15 protein-coding genes are annotated in these 14,657 nt (G+C 71.1%); 6 read left to right on the top strand and 9 right to left on the bottom strand.

Annotation, left to right across the window (positions count from 1 at the left end; translation table 11 throughout):
- Window positions 1-39: 39 nt before the first annotated feature.
- The 4 genes from KUTG_RS00655 to KUTG_RS60445 form a co-directional block, all read right to left on the bottom strand.
- Entirely contained in the window at window positions 40-969 is a 930-nt protein-coding gene (locus KUTG_RS00655) for a S66 peptidase family protein (RefSeq protein ID WP_043714160.1), read from the bottom strand.
- Window positions 966-2,909: a prolyl oligopeptidase family serine peptidase gene (locus KUTG_RS00650; protein ID WP_043714158.1), complete on the bottom strand. Its 1,944-nt coding sequence runs from the start codon at window positions 2,907-2,909 to the stop codon at window positions 966-968. Before KUTG_RS00650 ends, KUTG_RS00655 begins: the two co-directional genes overlap by 4 nt.
- A complete protein-coding gene (locus KUTG_RS00645; protein ID WP_198046938.1) occupies window positions 2,903-4,033 on the bottom strand; it encodes an RNA-guided endonuclease InsQ/TnpB family protein in 1,131 nt (376 codons plus the stop codon). The genes KUTG_RS00650 and KUTG_RS00645 overlap by 7 nt, the downstream gene beginning before the upstream one ends.
- An 87-nt stretch (window positions 4,034-4,120) precedes the next feature.
- Window positions 4,121-4,363: a hypothetical protein gene (locus KUTG_RS60445; protein ID WP_063753460.1), complete on the bottom strand. Its 243-nt coding sequence runs from the start codon at window positions 4,361-4,363 to the stop codon at window positions 4,121-4,123.
- Here KUTG_RS60445 and KUTG_RS00640 point away from each other — a divergent pair.
- Entirely contained in the window at window positions 4,362-4,928 is a 567-nt protein-coding gene (locus KUTG_RS00640) for a DUF3090 domain-containing protein (protein ID WP_043714156.1), read from the top strand. The two genes, KUTG_RS60445 and KUTG_RS00640, sit on opposite strands and share 2 nt — an antisense overlap.
- Window positions 4,929-4,936: 8 nt before the next feature.
- Entirely contained in the window at window positions 4,937-5,731 is a 795-nt protein-coding gene (locus KUTG_RS00635; RefSeq protein WP_043714154.1) for an SCO1664 family protein, read from the top strand.
- Window positions 5,732-5,805: 74 nt separating this feature from the next.
- Here KUTG_RS00635 and KUTG_RS00630 read toward each other — a convergent pair whose 3' ends face one another.
- Complete coding sequence (locus KUTG_RS00630; RefSeq protein ID WP_043714152.1) at window positions 5,806-6,276, bottom strand: hypothetical protein; 471 nt, start codon at window positions 6,274-6,276, stop codon at window positions 5,806-5,808.
- On the bottom strand, window positions 6,273-7,199 hold the full coding sequence (locus KUTG_RS00625) for an AraC family transcriptional regulator (protein ID WP_043714150.1): 927 nt from the start codon (window positions 7,197-7,199) through the stop codon (window positions 6,273-6,275). The genes KUTG_RS00630 and KUTG_RS00625 overlap by 4 nt, the downstream gene beginning before the upstream one ends.
- 86 nt (window positions 7,200-7,285) lie before the next feature.
- Here KUTG_RS00625 and KUTG_RS00620 point away from each other — a divergent pair, with 86 nt between their 5' ends.
- Window positions 7,286-7,708 (top strand): nitroreductase family deazaflavin-dependent oxidoreductase, encoded by a 423-nt coding sequence (locus tag KUTG_RS00620; protein ID WP_043714148.1) that lies wholly within the window; start codon window positions 7,286-7,288, stop codon window positions 7,706-7,708.
- A 227-nt stretch (window positions 7,709-7,935) separates the two neighbouring features.
- Here the strand turns inward: KUTG_RS00620 and KUTG_RS00615 are convergent, their stop codons facing one another.
- Window positions 7,936-8,379, bottom strand: a complete 444-nt coding sequence (locus tag KUTG_RS00615) for a hypothetical protein (protein ID WP_198046937.1) — start codon at window positions 8,377-8,379, stop codon at window positions 7,936-7,938.
- Window positions 8,380-8,478: 99 nt separating this feature from the next.
- Entirely contained in the window at window positions 8,479-9,531 is a 1,053-nt protein-coding gene (locus KUTG_RS52640; protein ID WP_052393636.1) for a trypsin-like serine peptidase, read from the bottom strand.
- A 490-nt stretch (window positions 9,532-10,021) separates the two neighbouring features.
- Here KUTG_RS52640 and KUTG_RS00605 point away from each other — a divergent pair, with 490 nt between their 5' ends.
- Window positions 10,022-10,348: a YciI family protein gene (locus KUTG_RS00605; RefSeq protein WP_043714146.1), complete on the top strand. Its 327-nt coding sequence runs from the start codon at window positions 10,022-10,024 to the stop codon at window positions 10,346-10,348.
- Window positions 10,345-12,036 (top strand): DUF6596 domain-containing protein, encoded by a 1,692-nt coding sequence (locus KUTG_RS00600; RefSeq protein ID WP_063753459.1) that lies wholly within the window; start codon window positions 10,345-10,347, stop codon window positions 12,034-12,036. The genes KUTG_RS00605 and KUTG_RS00600 overlap by 4 nt, the downstream gene beginning before the upstream one ends.
- Before the next feature lie 104 nt (window positions 12,037-12,140).
- Here KUTG_RS00600 and KUTG_RS00595 read toward each other — a convergent pair whose 3' ends face one another.
- The gene (locus KUTG_RS00595) at window positions 12,141-13,310 is read right to left on the bottom strand and encodes a trans-sulfuration enzyme family protein (protein ID WP_043714145.1); all 1,170 of its coding nucleotides are present in this window, start codon (window positions 13,308-13,310) and stop codon (window positions 12,141-12,143) included.
- A 62-nt stretch (window positions 13,311-13,372) separates the two neighbouring features.
- Here KUTG_RS00595 and KUTG_RS00590 point away from each other — a divergent pair.
- Window positions 13,373-14,657, top strand: a 1,285-nt coding sequence (locus KUTG_RS00590; protein ID WP_198046936.1) for an aminotransferase-like domain-containing protein, incomplete at its 3' end; no start/stop codon positions are given.

The following is a 14,657-nucleotide window of genomic DNA, read 5'->3' as shown; positions in this document are numbered from 1 at the left end:
GTCACGCGCATTCGACGATCTGCGCAAGAAACCACCCGGTCAGCGCAACGCGGTTGACCTCATGGTGAGAGTTCCGGCCACGGCGTCCAGGTCTGCGACCAGGCCAAGGGGCACCGTCAGCTGCGCAGGGCAGTGTCCGAAACCCATTTCCCACGCGATGGGCACGCCGAGCCCGCCGAGCCGGTCGAGCATCATGGCGCGCACGTGCGCGAGCTCGCCGCAGTCGGTCCACGACCCGAGCGCGATGCCGGCGACGCCATCGAACCAGCCCGCACGCAGCAGTTTCGTGACGATCGCGTCCAACCGATACGGATCCTCGTTCACGTCTTCGAGCACCGCGACGGCCCCGTCCGGCGCGGGCACGGCGTCCCTGGCGGCGAGGCCGGCGGCCAGCAGGCTCGTGTTGCCGCCGACAACCACACCGGAGGCGCGGCCCGCAACCAACGAGCCCGCCCCGGGTCGCGTCAACACCCGAACGGCGTCGGGTTCGAACACGGTCGAGTGGAGATGGGATTGGGCCTGCTCGTCGGCGGTGAAGGCCAGCGTGGCCACCATCGGCGCGAACAGGGTCGCCAGCCCCAGCCGGGCGCCGATGTGCTCGTGCAGCACGGTCACGTCGCTGGAGCCGGCGAACACCTTCGGCCCGGCCGCAGCCATCGCGTCCCAGTCGAGCAGGTCGGCGATCCGCAGGCAGCCGTAGCCGCCGCGGACGCAGAACACCGCCGCCACCTCCGGATCGCACCACGCGTCCTGGAGGTCGGCCGCGCGGTCGGCGTCCGTGCCGGCGAGGTAGTCCAGCGTCGGATGCCGATCCAGGACGTGTTTGCCCACGCGCACCCGCAGCCCCCAGGACTGCACGATGGCGATGCCGGCCTGCAACACCACAGGCGGCGGGGGACCGGCCGGCGCGACCAGCGCCACCAGGTCCCCGGCCTTGAGCCGCTCGGGCCGCAGTCGATCCGAGGTCACGTGCGCAGCGCCAGCCTCGGCACGTCCTCCGGCTCGAACTCCAGCACCTGCCCGTAGAAGGACAGCTCCGCCTCCAGCGCCGCCTTGATCGTCTCGGCCCGGCGGAATCCGTGCTGCTCACCGGGGAAGCCGATGTACGCGTGCCGAATGCCCAGGCCCTCGATGGCCCGCGCGAACGCCTCGGTGTGGGCCGGCGGGCAGACCTCGTCCTCCAGGCCCTGCAACAGCAGGATCGGGCCGGTCAGCTTGTCCGGCCGCTCGCTGGGGGAGCGCTCCAGGTAGATCTCGCGGGACGTCGCCAGCGGGCCGATCAGCCCGTCCAGGTAGCGGGACTCGAAGTCATGGGTCTCGCCGCTGGCGAAGGCCACCATGTCGATGGCCGGGAACATGGCGTTGCCGCAGGCGAACGGCGACGGCATGGTCATCGCCGCGGCCGTGGTGTAGCCGCCGGCGCTGCCGCCCCGGATGGCCAGCCGCGCCCGGTCGGCACTGCCCTCGTCGGCCAGTGCCACTGCCACGGCGGCGCAGTCCTGCACGTCGACCACGCCCCACTGGCCGCGCAGCCGCTCACGGAACTTCCGGCCGTAGCCGGTGGAGCCGCCGTAGTTGACCGCCACCACACCGATGCCGCGGCTGGTGAAGTAGGCGAAGTTCAGGCTGAGCGTGCCGACCACGTCGCCGGTCGGGCCGCCGTGCACGTGGACCAGGTACGGCGGCAGCTCGCCCTCGGGGGCGGCGAAGTCCGGGTTGGTCGGCGGGTACACGAAGGCGGGGATCCGCTCCCCGTCCGGGCTGGTGAAGATCCGCTCCTGCGGCGTCGGCAGGTAGGCCACGTCCAGCGGCAGCGGCTCGGTCGTGGTCAGCTCGTCCAGCTCGCCGGTGGCCAGGTCCAGCCGCGCGACCACGTCCTCCGTGTGCGGGCCGGCGGCGATGCCGACGACCACGCCGTCCTCGGCCGCCAGCTGCCCCAGCCACACCGGCAGATCGGTCTCAACGTCGGTGACCGTGCCGCTGCGCTCGTCCAGCACGGCCAGCGCCGTACCGCGCACGATGGCGTGCCGGCCGTTGCCCAGCGGCGCGAACCAGCTGCCGCCCAGGCGCCACAGCGGCCCGCCCAGCTCCTCCTCGCACGGCGCGAGGTTGGTCGCGGCCCCGTCCAGCGTGATCCGGTGCAGGTTCCACCAGCCCTGTGGGTCGGTCAGCACCAGCAGCGAGTCCGGGCTCTCCCACCGGTGCTGGCACACCGACTCGGCCGGGCCGCCGGCGATCACCCGGTGCTCGCCGATCTTGCCGTCCTCGGTCAGCTCGGCCACGCACAGCTCGTTGCCGTCCCACGGCATCGCCGGGTGGTTCCAGCCCAGCCAGGCCACGTGCCGGCCGTCCGGGGACGGCTTGGGCGCGGACATGAAGTGGTGGCTCGCGGCGAGCACCCGCACCTGCTGCGACCCGTCCAGCGGCAGCGCCACCAGCTCGCGGCGCACGTTCACGTTGGCGTCCGACAGCTGGGTCTCCCGCACGCACCACACTTCGGCGCCGTCCGGGCTCGCGGTCAGGTCGGCGTACCGGTCGCCGTGCTCACGGGCCGGTTCCGGGCTCAGCGGCGACGGCGTCGCCGCCTCGTCGTCGGGGTCCACCACGTACACCCGCTGATCGACCCAATGGGTGAAAACGATCTTGCCGCCGACGAACGCCCACGGCCGGCCGCCGTACTCGTGGACGCGGTTGCGGACGTTCCACGGCGCGGCCAGCACCTGCCGGGGCTGCCCACCCGGCGCGCCCGAGCGCATCAGCGCCACCCGGCCGCCCTCGTCGGGACGGCTCTCGGCCCACCAGGTCTCCCCGTCGCGCAGGTCGACCCACTGCACCGAGCCCCCGGCCGCGGCCACGTCCTGCGCGGCGAGCGGGGACACCCACGTTCCGTACGAAGCGATCTTCACCACGCCACGACCCTAACCAATCCCGCCCACCGCGCGGCGGGCCCTTCGCTGACTGTCATGGGCTCGTCCGTCAACGAACGAGGGTGCCGACCGCCGCTGGCGGCGGTTCGTAGGCTTGCTGCTGCCGTCCTGGCTGCCAGGATGGGCGCTGCGTGTGGACGCTTGACTTCGCCCCAGCGCTGCACACCGCGTGCTGCGATGTTGAGCGCCGCGTTGTGGTCGGCGTGCCCAACGAAGTCACACCGGCCACAGTGGAACACCGCCTGACTGCGGCGGTTGCGTTTGTCGACGTGCCCGCAGACGTGGCAGGTCTGGGAGGTGTAGGCCGGATCGACCTGCACCACCGCCACACCGGCTCGCTGGGCTTTGAAGGTCAGGAACTGTCCGAGCTGGGCGAATGCCCAGCTGTGCAGCGTGGCCCGTTGGGGCTTGCGAAGCCGTACCCGCGCGCGGATTCCCGTCAACTCCTCGACGGCGATCCCGTGTCCGGTGCGTTCAGCCTCGGCCACGATGTTCTTGCTGACCTGGTGGTTGACGTCGGTGGCGAACCGGGCCTCCTTGCGTCGGCGTTTCTTCAGCAGCCGCCGCGCGGAAGAGGTCTTCTTGGCCTGCAACCGCCTCCGCAGCCGCAGTTGACGCCGGCGGTGGCGGTTCAGACGCGACCCGGAGAACTGATCGCCGTCAGAGGTGGTGGCGATGTTGACGATACCCAGGTCAACGCCCATAAATCCGTTCAACGGTTCGCGCTGGGAGGTCTCGATGATGTCGACGGCGGCGTGCAAAAGCCACATTCCGTCGCGATACACCAGATCGGTTTCCCCGATCGATCGGGATCGCAACAGGGCCATCTGGACGGCGCTTCCGGCGAGCCGCACGTCCTTGAGCCGGCCGGCTGTGGTCCAGATCGACACTGTGCCCTCACGGCCGGCGTCACCGAGTTGCCAGGACAGGCAGCGGGCGTCGAACGGCTGCCCGGCCTGCGGGCGGAACATGATCGGTGTGTCGTGCACCTTGCGACGGCGGTCCGACCCGGGCCGCCCGTAGTTGCCGGCCTTCAGGTTCGCGTTGCGTGCCGTGTAGGCGTCGACGACCTTGCCGATCACCCGGATCGCCGGCTGCGCGGCCAACCCGAACCGCTCCCGCAACTGACCGTAGAAACGCTTCTGCACATCGAACTTCCGGAACACCTGATCGGCATGCATCTGCCCGGCCAGTCAGGACGCGGCCGCGTTGCATGTGTGCAGGGTGACCAACAACGCCTGTGCGTGCTCGGGCCACGGCAACAGCCGCACCTGCACGACCTGCTTCACGAAGATCACCATAGCGTCCGCCCATGTCACGACGACGGGAAACCCGATACAGACGTGGACCGGCGACGCGACGGGTTCGCCGACCGTGAAACCGGAGGGGGACGTGCGGCCCCGGTGGACGCCATCCCTTAGGGTCATCAGTGCCATGGCTCGTGTCATTCATGTATTCCGCCAGCCCGACCGGTTCGTAGCCGGAACCGTCGGGGAACCTGGTGACCGCACCTTCTACCTGCAGGCGGCCGAGGACGGCCGCCTGGTCAGCGTGGTGCTGGAGAAAACGCAACTGACCGTGCTCGCCGACCGGATCGGCTCGCTGCTGGAGGAGGTGCAGCGGCGTTTCGGCGCCGAGGTGCCCGACAGCGCGCCCGACGACCTGGTCGACACCGAGCCCCTGACGGTGCCGGTCGAGGAGGAGTTCCGCGTCGGCACCATGGGCCTGGGCTGGGACGCCGACTCGACCGCCGTGGTGGTGGAGCTGTTGGCCGCCACCGAGGACGAGGTCGACGAGGCCGTCGTGCTGGATGACACGGAGGAGGGCCCGGACGCGGTCCGGGTGTTCCTCACGCCGCCGGCCGCCCGCGCCTTCGCCGTCCGCGCCGACCGGGTCGTCAACGCCGGCCGCAAACCCTGTCCGCTGTGCGAGGAGCCGCTCGACCCCAGTGGTCACGTCTGCCCGAGGCAGAACGGCTACCGCCGCACCGAGGACAGCTGAGGCCGGCGGTGCTGCCCACCGACCCCGGGGCGCTGGAACTGGTCGAGCGCGGTCGGATCGAGGTGACCGGACGGTTGGTGGACGCCTCGAACGCGACGCTGTTCGGCACCATCAGCCACCACGGCGTGCAGGCCAACTGCGTGTACAAGCCGATCAACGGCGAACGCCCGCTGTGGGACTTCCCGGACGGCACGCTGGCCGGCCGCGAGGTGGCGACCTACCTGGTGTCGAAGGCCGCCGGCTTCGACGTCGTGCCGCCCACGGTGTTACGGCCGGGCCCGTTCGGGCCCGGCATGGTGCAGCTGTGGGTGGACACCGACGAGGACGCCGACCTGATCGACATCGTGTCGGTGGACGACGTGCCCGAGGGCTGGAAGGCCGTGCTGCACGCCACCGACCGGTACGGCGACCCCGCCGTGCTGGTGCATGCCGACCACCCCCGGATGCGGCTGATGGCGGCGATGGACGTCGTCGTCAACAACGCCGACCGCAAGGGCGGGCACGTGCTGCACACCGCGACGGACGCGGTGTACGGCGTCGACCACGGCATCTGCATGCACGCCGAGTCCAAGCTGCGGACCGTGCTGTGGGGCTGGCTCGGCGAGCCGCTGTCGGCCGAGGCGGTCGAGGCCCTACGCAAGCTGCGGGCTGGCCTGGACGGGGACGTCGCCGAGCAGGTCGCTGAGCACCTGACGCGGCGCGAGGTGTCGGCCCTGATCACCCGCACCGAGCTGCTGCTGGCCGCCGGCGCCTACCCCGAGCCCTCCGGCGAGTGGCCCGCCATCCCCTGGCCCGCCTTCTGACGCCCCTCTCTCATGCAGGGAAGGACGCCTTACCCTCGTTGAACGCGGGTAAGGCGTCCTTCCCTGCATGAGACCTAGCCGCGAAACGCGCGTATGTCGTCCAGCGTCCGTGGCCATTCCCGCTGCTGCTTCCGGGCCAGCCGGATCCTGTTGCGGTAGAACGACTCCGCCTCCGTGACGATGGCCTCGACGAGCATGTCCGCCGGGCAGAACCGCCGCACCGAGACGCCTCGGCCGGTGAAGGAGATCTGCGCGTTCCGGTCGGCCAGGTGGACCAGCCCCAGCTCGTACGGCAGCGAGCACAGCCCGACCGTCACGTCGGCGCCGTTGGCGAATTCCTTGGTTCGGTGCCACAGAGAGCCCCAGAACCAGTCGATGGCATCCACGTACGTCTCGTCGATCACCGGCCGCCCCTTGACCTCGATCGTGGCGACGCCGTCGAGGTACTCGTCCCGGCCCACGCGCAGCGTCGGGGTGCTGTCGTCCAGGCGGACCAGCTCGCCCTTCGACGCGACAAAGGTGCGGATCCGCACGTCCATGATCACGCCGAGGTCCGGGCCGCGGTGCGGAACTGGCCGGGCGCCTGGCAGCGGGAGCGCCGGAAGGCCCGGCTGAACGCGTACACCGAGGTGTAGCCGACGGAGCGGGCGATGGCGTCGAGGGTGTCGTCGGTGTCCCGCAGCCGGACCGCGGCGAGGTCCATCCGCCAGCGGGTCAGGTAGTCGGCCGGCGCGGTGCCGACCGCGGCCCGGAAGCGTCGGGTCAGGGTGCTGCGAGAGATCGTCAGCTTGGCCGCCAACGACTCCGTGGTCCACGCCCGCGCCGGCTCCTCATGCAGGGTCGCCAGCGCCGCGCCGACCACCGGGTCGTCGAGCGCGCTGAGCCAGGTCCCGCGAACCTCCGGCGGGCCGCCGGCCAGCCAGACCCGCAGCAGCTGCACCAGCGCGATGTCGACCAACCGGTTGAGCACGTAGCCGATGGCGAGCTGCGGGTACGCCAGCTCCCGGGACAGCAGGCGGACGGTGTCGTCCAGGCAGGTCCCGCCGTTGTCCGCCTTGATGTGCAGGACCGTCGGCAGCACCGCCATGACCTGTGTGTTCACGGTGGGGTCGTACGCGTAGGTCGCGCCGAGGATGTGCGTCTGGACCTCGCCCGTGCCCAGCCGGACCACGGAGCCATCGGCCATCACCTCGTCGGCGTTGCAGCCCGGGCACGGGGTGAGCGGCACGCCGGGGGCGCTGCTGATGCCGTGCGGGGTGCCGTTGGTGAGCAGCACGACGTCGCCGGGCATGAGCTGCCGTGGCTCGTCGCCGGCCACGGTCAGCCAGGCCGTGCCCGAGGTGACGGCGTAGAACGTGGCCCCGTTGAGCGTCGACCACGACAGGCCCCAGGTGCCGCCGGCCTCGATCCGCGCGCCGACCGTGCCGCGCACTCCGCCGACGGCCAGTGCATCCGTCAGGAGGTCCATGCCACCGATGCTAGTGCGCCAATCGGATATGGATCTGGCTGTTCCAGCTATCGAATGCGCCACCTCGTGCCTCGTAGGGTCGAGTCATGACCGAGATCACCGACTTCACCGAGTTCAACCGGCAGGTCATCGCCGAGTTCCGGGCCAACGGCGGCAAGGCCGGCGGCGCCGTCGAGGGCATGCCGCTGGTGCTCGTGCACCACACCGGGGCCAGGTCCGGGGCCGAGCGGATCACGCCGCTCGTGCCGTACGTCGACGGCGACCGGATCTTCATCTTCGCCAGCAAGGGCGGCAGCCCCGAGCACCCCGCGTGGTTCCACAACCTGGTGGCCAACCCCGACACCGAGGCCGAGTACGGCGCGGAGCGCTTCCCGGTCGTGGCCCGCGTGCTGTCCGGCCCCGAGCGCGACGACATCTACAGCCGGCAGGCCGCCGTCCAGCCCCAGTTCGGCGACTACGCCCAGCGCACCGACCGGCTCATCCCGGTCATCGAGCTCGTCCGCCGGTGATCGACGTCACGCAGGGAAAGAATCCCGGGCGATAGGGGAGTTTGCCCTCCTGACACCCGGATTCACGCGCGGTCACCCTCGTCGGCAGCACAATCGACGAGGGGACGCCATACGATCGAGATGGGTGGCCGGCACGCTCGCCGCGCTCGGCCTGCTGACGGTGCTCGCGCCGGCGGCGCAGGCCAGGCCGGCGGCGCTCGCAACCACTACCTGATCACGGTCAACGGCTAGCTCGCCCCGTCGCGGACCTGACGGGCGCCCAGCGGAGCCTTGAGGGTCACGGTGGTCTCGAAGGTGGCGGCGATCATCGGCTGCTCGCCGCCGCACTTCGCGCCCGGGGCCTGGCCCAGTCGCACGGTCACGGTGACGGCGTCGTCGGTCTCGGCGACGTCCACCCGGCCCAGCTTGGCGCACTCGGCCCGGCCGCCGGCGGTGTACTGGACGACGAGGTTGTCGCCGTCGCCGGCGGTGGCCCGGTCGAAGCGGGTCGGGCGCAGCTCGACCACGGTGGGATCAGGCGTGGCGTGGTTGAGGCCGGTGGGGAAGTCGCCGGTGGGCATGGGCAGGCTCGTGGAGGTGACGGCGCCGTTGCCGGAGCCGGGCTGGGCGGTGCCGCAGCAGGCCAGGAGCAGCAGCAGGCCCAGCGCGGCGCCGGCGTGAATTCTTCGCATCATGTCTCCCGGACGACGACCGACCGGTTTTCGGTTGCACCAATGCCGGGGATGCCGCGTGACGGCATCCCCGGGTCATCCGATCGGTCTACGCGTGAATCATGTGGAGATATTGCGGACGGTGTTGTAGAGGCTCAACACCTGGTTTCCGTAGTAGGGCGAGTACATGTACTGCGGCAACGAGTTGTACTTGAAGTCGTTGTGCCCGTTGATGTACCCCCAATTGCCGTCGAACGACATCAGCCAGGCCCCGCCGGACGAGCCGCCCGTCATGTAGTTGACCATGTAGATCGTGCCGCCGCCGCCGTCGTAGGTCGACCCGTTCTCGCCGACCAGGCAGCAGCCGGTGAACGGCGCGGCCTGCGGGTAGCCGAAGGCGTACACGTACTGGCCGATCGGGTAGTTCCAGGCGATGCCCTGGCCGCCCAGGTAGTCGGTGATGCGCCAGCCGTTGGTGCGGTACAGCACGGCCGAGCCGACGTCGTTGGCGAAGTCGTTGTTGTTGTTGAACCAGGCCGTGGTGGTCCATAGCTGGTAGGCGTACCAGTAGCCGTAGGGCGCGGAGCCGTTGGCGTAGTTCGGCACGAACGTCCAGTTGGTGTTCCAGGCCTGCCCGTCGGACACGCAGTGCCCGGCCGTCCAGACCTCGGACTTGCCCTCGGTGTTGACCACCGTGGCCGAGCACACGTAGTTCAGGCCCAAGCTGGTGAAGAACACCTTGCCGTACGTGCGGGCCACCGGGTGCCCGACCGGGTAGTTCGGGTAGTACGCCGCCGGAGCCACGTCCGGCGAGCCGCCGCCGCCCGCCGCCTTGGGCTCGGCCTTCGGCGCGGCCGCGGCGACCTGGCCTGGTCCGGCCGGCACGCTCTGTGCCTGCGACTTGGACCCGTCCGCGTTCTTCACGGCCGGGATCTCGCTCTCCGGTCTGGCCTGTCTCATGCGGTCCGGCGTCCAGTAGGCGGCCAGCGCCTGCTCGTGCGCGTCGACCCCGGAGCCGTGCGTCGTGGCCGCCACGTCCGGGCTGAGCCCGGCCGGGCCGGACACGACGTCGGTCCCCGTCGCGGCGCTCGCGCCGCCCGTGGCCAGCCCGGCCGCCAGCAACGCGGCGGCCGCCGCCGCACCGAACGCGGCGAATTGTTTGCCGAGTTTCATGGATCCCTTCCCAGTCCCCATTGAACGGACACACACTCGGGAAATTGCGTCGCCAACGGTAGTGACGTCTTCACGCACGGAAACACCTCCGTTCGGTCGCACGGGACAATTCGCACGCGACCCGCGCCAAATGCGTGAAGGGTTCTTGCCGATAGGCAAACACAGGACTGGTCTGTCAGGTGCATGCGCCGTTGTCCCGCCATTCGGGTGCCGGGTGCGGGAATCACCGACGTGATTCGACCCTACGAACGGCCCCGGCCGGTCGGGCCAGCGGTCACGGTCGCCGCCAGGCGCAAGGGTGTGGGCCGGCCGTCTCACTCCGGATGGCTACCGTCACCTCGTCGCTACGGACTGCATCCGCAGCAAGGTCCGGCATCCTCTGGTCGACGGGTGGCAGCGCGACACGCTCGAAGTCTCCGGCGCGTGAGTGTCCGACCCGGGTGGTTCCATTCGACGTGTCGGTGCGAACCGATCCGAGGAGGGACCCACCATGCAGTACGCGTTGCTGATCGCCGGTGACCACGAGCCCACGCCCGATGAGCTGGCCCTGGGCTGCGGCGGCTGGTCGGAGGAGATGGCCGGTCGCGGCGTCGTCCGCGGCGGAGCCGGCCTGCGGCCGCCGACCGAGGCGACCACCGTGCGGGTGCGGGACGGCGAGGTGCTGCTGACCGACGGCCCGTTCGCCGACACCAAGGAGCAGATCGGCGGGCTCGTGCTGATCGAGTGCGCCGATCTGGACGAGGCGGTGGAGATCGCCTCCCGGCACCCGGCCGCCGGCTACGGGATGATCGAGATCCGGCCGCTGTTCGCGCCGTGACCTCGGTCGACGCCGACGTCTCCGCCGCCTTCCGGGAGGAGTGGGGCCACGTCGTGGCGACGTTGATCCGGGTCACCGGCGACTGGGACCTGGCCGAGGAGTGCGCCCAGGAGGCGTTCGCGGCCGCGGTCCGGCAGTGGCCGGTGGAGGGAGTGCCGCGCAAACCGGGCGCGTGGCTGACCACGATCGCCCGGCACCGCGCCACCGACCGGATCCGTCGGGAGGCGGTCGGCGCGGCCAAGCTCCGTGAGGTGGCGGTGACCATGCACGAGCCGTCGGAACCGCTGGTGAACGACGCGGGCATCGAGGACGACCGGTTGCGGCTGATCTTCACCTGCTGCCACCCGGCGTTGGCGTTCGAGGCGCAGGTGGCTTTGGCGCTGCGGACGCTGGCCGGGCTGGGCATGGCCGAGATCGCCCGGGCGTTCCTGGTGCCGGAGACGACCATGGCCCGGCGAGTCGGGCGGGCCAAGGCGAAGATCCGCAACGCCGGCATCCCCTACCGGGTGCCGCCGGCGCATCTGCTGCCCGAGCGCACCACCGCCGTGCTGGGCGTGCTGTACCTGATGTTCAACGAGGGGTACAGCACGCCGGTGCGCCGGGCGCTGTGCGACGAGGCGATCCGGCTGGCCCGGCTGCTGGTTCAGCTCATGCCGGACGAGCCGGAGGCCGGCGGCCTGCTGGCGTTGATGCTGCTGCACGACTCCCGCCGCGACACGCGCCTCGACGCCGACGGCGATGTGGTGCTGCTGGCCGACCAGGACCGAAGTCGTTGGGACGCAACGCAGATCGCCGAGGGGCGGGCGGTGCTGGCGCGGGTCATGAGGCTGGCTCGGCTCGGTCCGTACCAACTGCAGGCGGCGATCGCCGACAGCCACGCCGCCGGCTCGGACTGGCCGCTGATCGCCCGCCTGTACGCCCAGCTCGCCGTCGCCGTGCCGTCGCCCGTCATCCGGCTCAACCACGCGGCGGCGGTCGCGATGGCCGAAGGCCCGGCGGCCGGCCTCGCGCTGCTGGACGGCCTCGACATCCCCGGCTACCACCTGCTTCCCGCCACCCGCGCCGACTTCCTGCGCCGGCTCGGCCGCCACGCCGAGGCGGCAGTGGCGTACGAGCGGGCGCTGGGGTTGGCTACCGCCCAGGCCGACCGCCGCTTCCTGACCAGACGACTGACCGAGACGAGAGGACGGGCCATGGAGCCCAGCGTGATCGAACGGGCCGCGCAGCCCTACGTCGGCATCCGGCGCACTGTGACCATGCAGACCATTCCCGAGATCGCCGACCGCATGCCGGCGGTGTTCGCGTGGCTCACCGAGCGCGGCATCGAGCCCGCCGGCGCCCCCTTCTTCCGCTACCTGGTCATCGACATGGCGGGGGAGCTGGTGATGGAGGCCGGCTTCCCGGTCTCCGCCCCAATCTCGGTCGAGGACGACGGCGAGGTCTTCGCCGACGTCCTCCCGGCCGGCCGCTACGTGTCGGTCACCCACCTCGGGCATCCCGGCGAGCTGCTCGGCGTGACCAAGCGCCTCAACGAGTGGACCGACGCCCAGGGCCTGCGCTGGGATGCCGAGCAGACCCCGGCCGGCGACAAGTTCGCCTGCCGGCTCGAGATCTACAAGACCGACCCCCGCGTCCAGTCCGACATGTCGCAGTGGGAGACCGAACTCGCCTTCAAACTCGCCGACTGACCCCGCCCGACCCGGCTGCCCCTCCCACCCCCGCTTTTCCACCACATGTGGCGCACATGTGGCGCTGGGAGTCGAATGTGGTCCACATGTGACGTTTGCCTTCGCTAAGACAGGGCCTGGGAGACGTCGGCCCAGATGTCGTCGATGTGCTCGATGCCGACCGAGAGCCGGATGGTGCCCTCGGCGATGCCGGCGGAGCGCAGGGCGGCGGCATCGAGCTGGCGGTGGGAGGTGCTGGCCGGGTGCAGCGCCATTGTCTCCACACCGCCGAGCGACGCCGCGAGCTTCACCAGCCGGACGCCCTTGGTGAACGCGTAACCGGCATCGCGGCCGCCGGCCAGGTCGAAGCTGACCACGCCGCCGAAGTCGGACAACACCCGCCGGGCGACCTCGTGGTCGGGGTGGGTCGGTAGCCCCGGGTAGTGCACCTTCTCCACCGCAGGGTGGGCGGCCAGCAGCTCGGCGATGCGGCCGGCGTTGGCGCAGTGCTGCCGCATGCGCAGGGCCAGCGTCTGGATGCCGCGCAGGGTCAGCCAGGAGGCGAACGGGTCGATCATCGCCCCCATCTCCATGGTGTGGTGCCAGCCGTGGCGGTAGCGCTCGTCGTCGGCGAACACCAGGATGCCGGCGGTGACGTCGGAGTGGCCGCCGAGGTACTTGGTGATGGAGTGCAGCACGACGTCGGCGCCGTGCCGGATCGGCTGGCACAGCAGGGGCGTGGCGAAGGTGTTGTCCACGACCGTGACCAGCCCGGCCTCCTTGCCCGCCCGCAGGAACGCCGGCAGGTCGACGACCCGGGTCACCGGGTTGGCGATCGTCTCCAGGTAGAGCATCTTGGTGTTCGGCCGGACCGCGGCAGCCACCTCGGCCGGGTCCTCGCCGGGGATGTAGCTGACCTCGACGTCGAAATGCTCGTGCAGGTACGACAGCGCCGCGAAGGTGCCGCCGTACAGACAGTTCTGCGCGATCACGTGGTCGCCCGTCTTCAGCACGCCCATCAGCGCCGAGGTCACCGCCCCCATGCCCGAGGCCGTGGCCACCGCCGCCGCACCTCCCTCCAGCTCGGCCACCGTCTCCTCCAGCGCCCGGGTGGTCGGGTTGCCGTAACGGCTGTAGACGAAGCCGCAGTCGGGGGCGCCGAGCGCCTCGGCCAGGGCGTCCGGGTCGTCGAAGGCGAAGTTGGACGCCTGGTAGAGGGGCACGCTGATCGGGTGTGAGTTGGGCAGGGTCGGCGTGGGCTGGTGGACGACTCGCGTGGCTGGGTGCTGGTCCATGGCTTCGAGCCTGCTCGGCGGCGCGGCCCGGCGACAGCGCCAATCCCGGCTAGATTGGTTTGGTGACGGAGCCAATCCCGTGGCCGGTGGACCGCCTTGTGGCGCAGCTGGGTCGGTGGTCGGCCAGCCGGGGGCCGCTGTATCTGCTGCTGGCCTCGCGCCTACGCCAGCTGATCGACTCCGGACAGCTGCCGCACCGGGCGATGCTGCCGCCGGACCGCACGCTCGCGCAGCGGCTGGCCGTCGGCCGGAGCACGGTGGTCGCTGCCTATGAGCAGCTGCGGCAGGACGGCAAGGTCGACCGGCGCCAGGGCCGTGGCACCTGGGTGAAGCCGGCAGTGTCGGCTGGGGTCCGGCCGAACGCCGCCCCACCGGCGAACCCGCTGTTCGTCAACTATCTGGAGCCCATCGGCGACGACGTGCTGTCGCTGGCCTGCGCGGCCCCGCAGGATCCGCCGCCCGCGCTGGCGTCGGCGCTGCGCCGGGCGATCGGGCGGCTGCCAGCCGACGACATCGGCTACTACCCGCTGGGGCTGCCGGCTCTGCGGGAGGCGATCGCCGACCGGTACTGCCGGCAGGGGCTGGCCACGACGCCGGCGCAGATCCTGGTCACCACCGGCGGGCAGCAGGCGTTGTCGCTGATCACGCAGCTGTTCCTGGCGCCCGGCGATCACGTCGTCGCCCAGACGCCGACCTATCCCGGGGCGCTGGAGCTGTTCCGGCACGCGGCGGCCGTGATCACGCCCGTGTCGGCCGACGACCTCGCGGCGGCGCTGGTGTCGTCGCGGCCACGGTTGGTGTATGTCAACGCCACCAACCACAATCCGACCGGCGCCACCATGTCCGGTCTGGTCCGGCGGCGGCTGGTCGAAGCGGCCGGCGACACCGTGGTGATCGACGACGAGGTGCAGGCCGACCTGTCCTTCGACGGCGTCCGCCCGCCCGGGCTCGCCTCGTACGGTCCGGTGTTGACGGTCGGCTCGGTGACCAAGCTGCTGTGGGGTGGCCTCCGGGTCGGCTGGATCCGGGGCTCGGCCGGGGAGATCGCCCAGCTCGGGCGGCTCAAGGCCATCCACGACCTGGGCTGCGCGACGCTGGAGCAGCTCGCCGTCGCCGACCTGCTGCCCCGGATCGAGCCGATCGCCGCGGAGCGGGTGGCCGGGCTCCGCGTGCGGCATGACCATTTGTGCGCCAAGCTGGGCAAACTCCTGCCCTCCTGGTCGTTCGAGCCTGCGGCCGGCGGGCAGTGCCTGTGGATTCGGCTGCCGGCCGGCGACGGCTCCTCTTTAGCCCAGGTCGCGCTGCGACGAGTCATAGCCGTCCTGCCCGGCTCGGCCCTCGGCGGTA

Source organism: Kutzneria sp. 744, assembly GCF_000568255.1.
Lineage (GTDB): Bacteria > Actinomycetota > Actinomycetes > Mycobacteriales > Pseudonocardiaceae > Kutzneria.
Note: the sequence above shows the minus strand (reverse complement) of the source record. Positions and strands in the feature narration are given on the sequence as shown.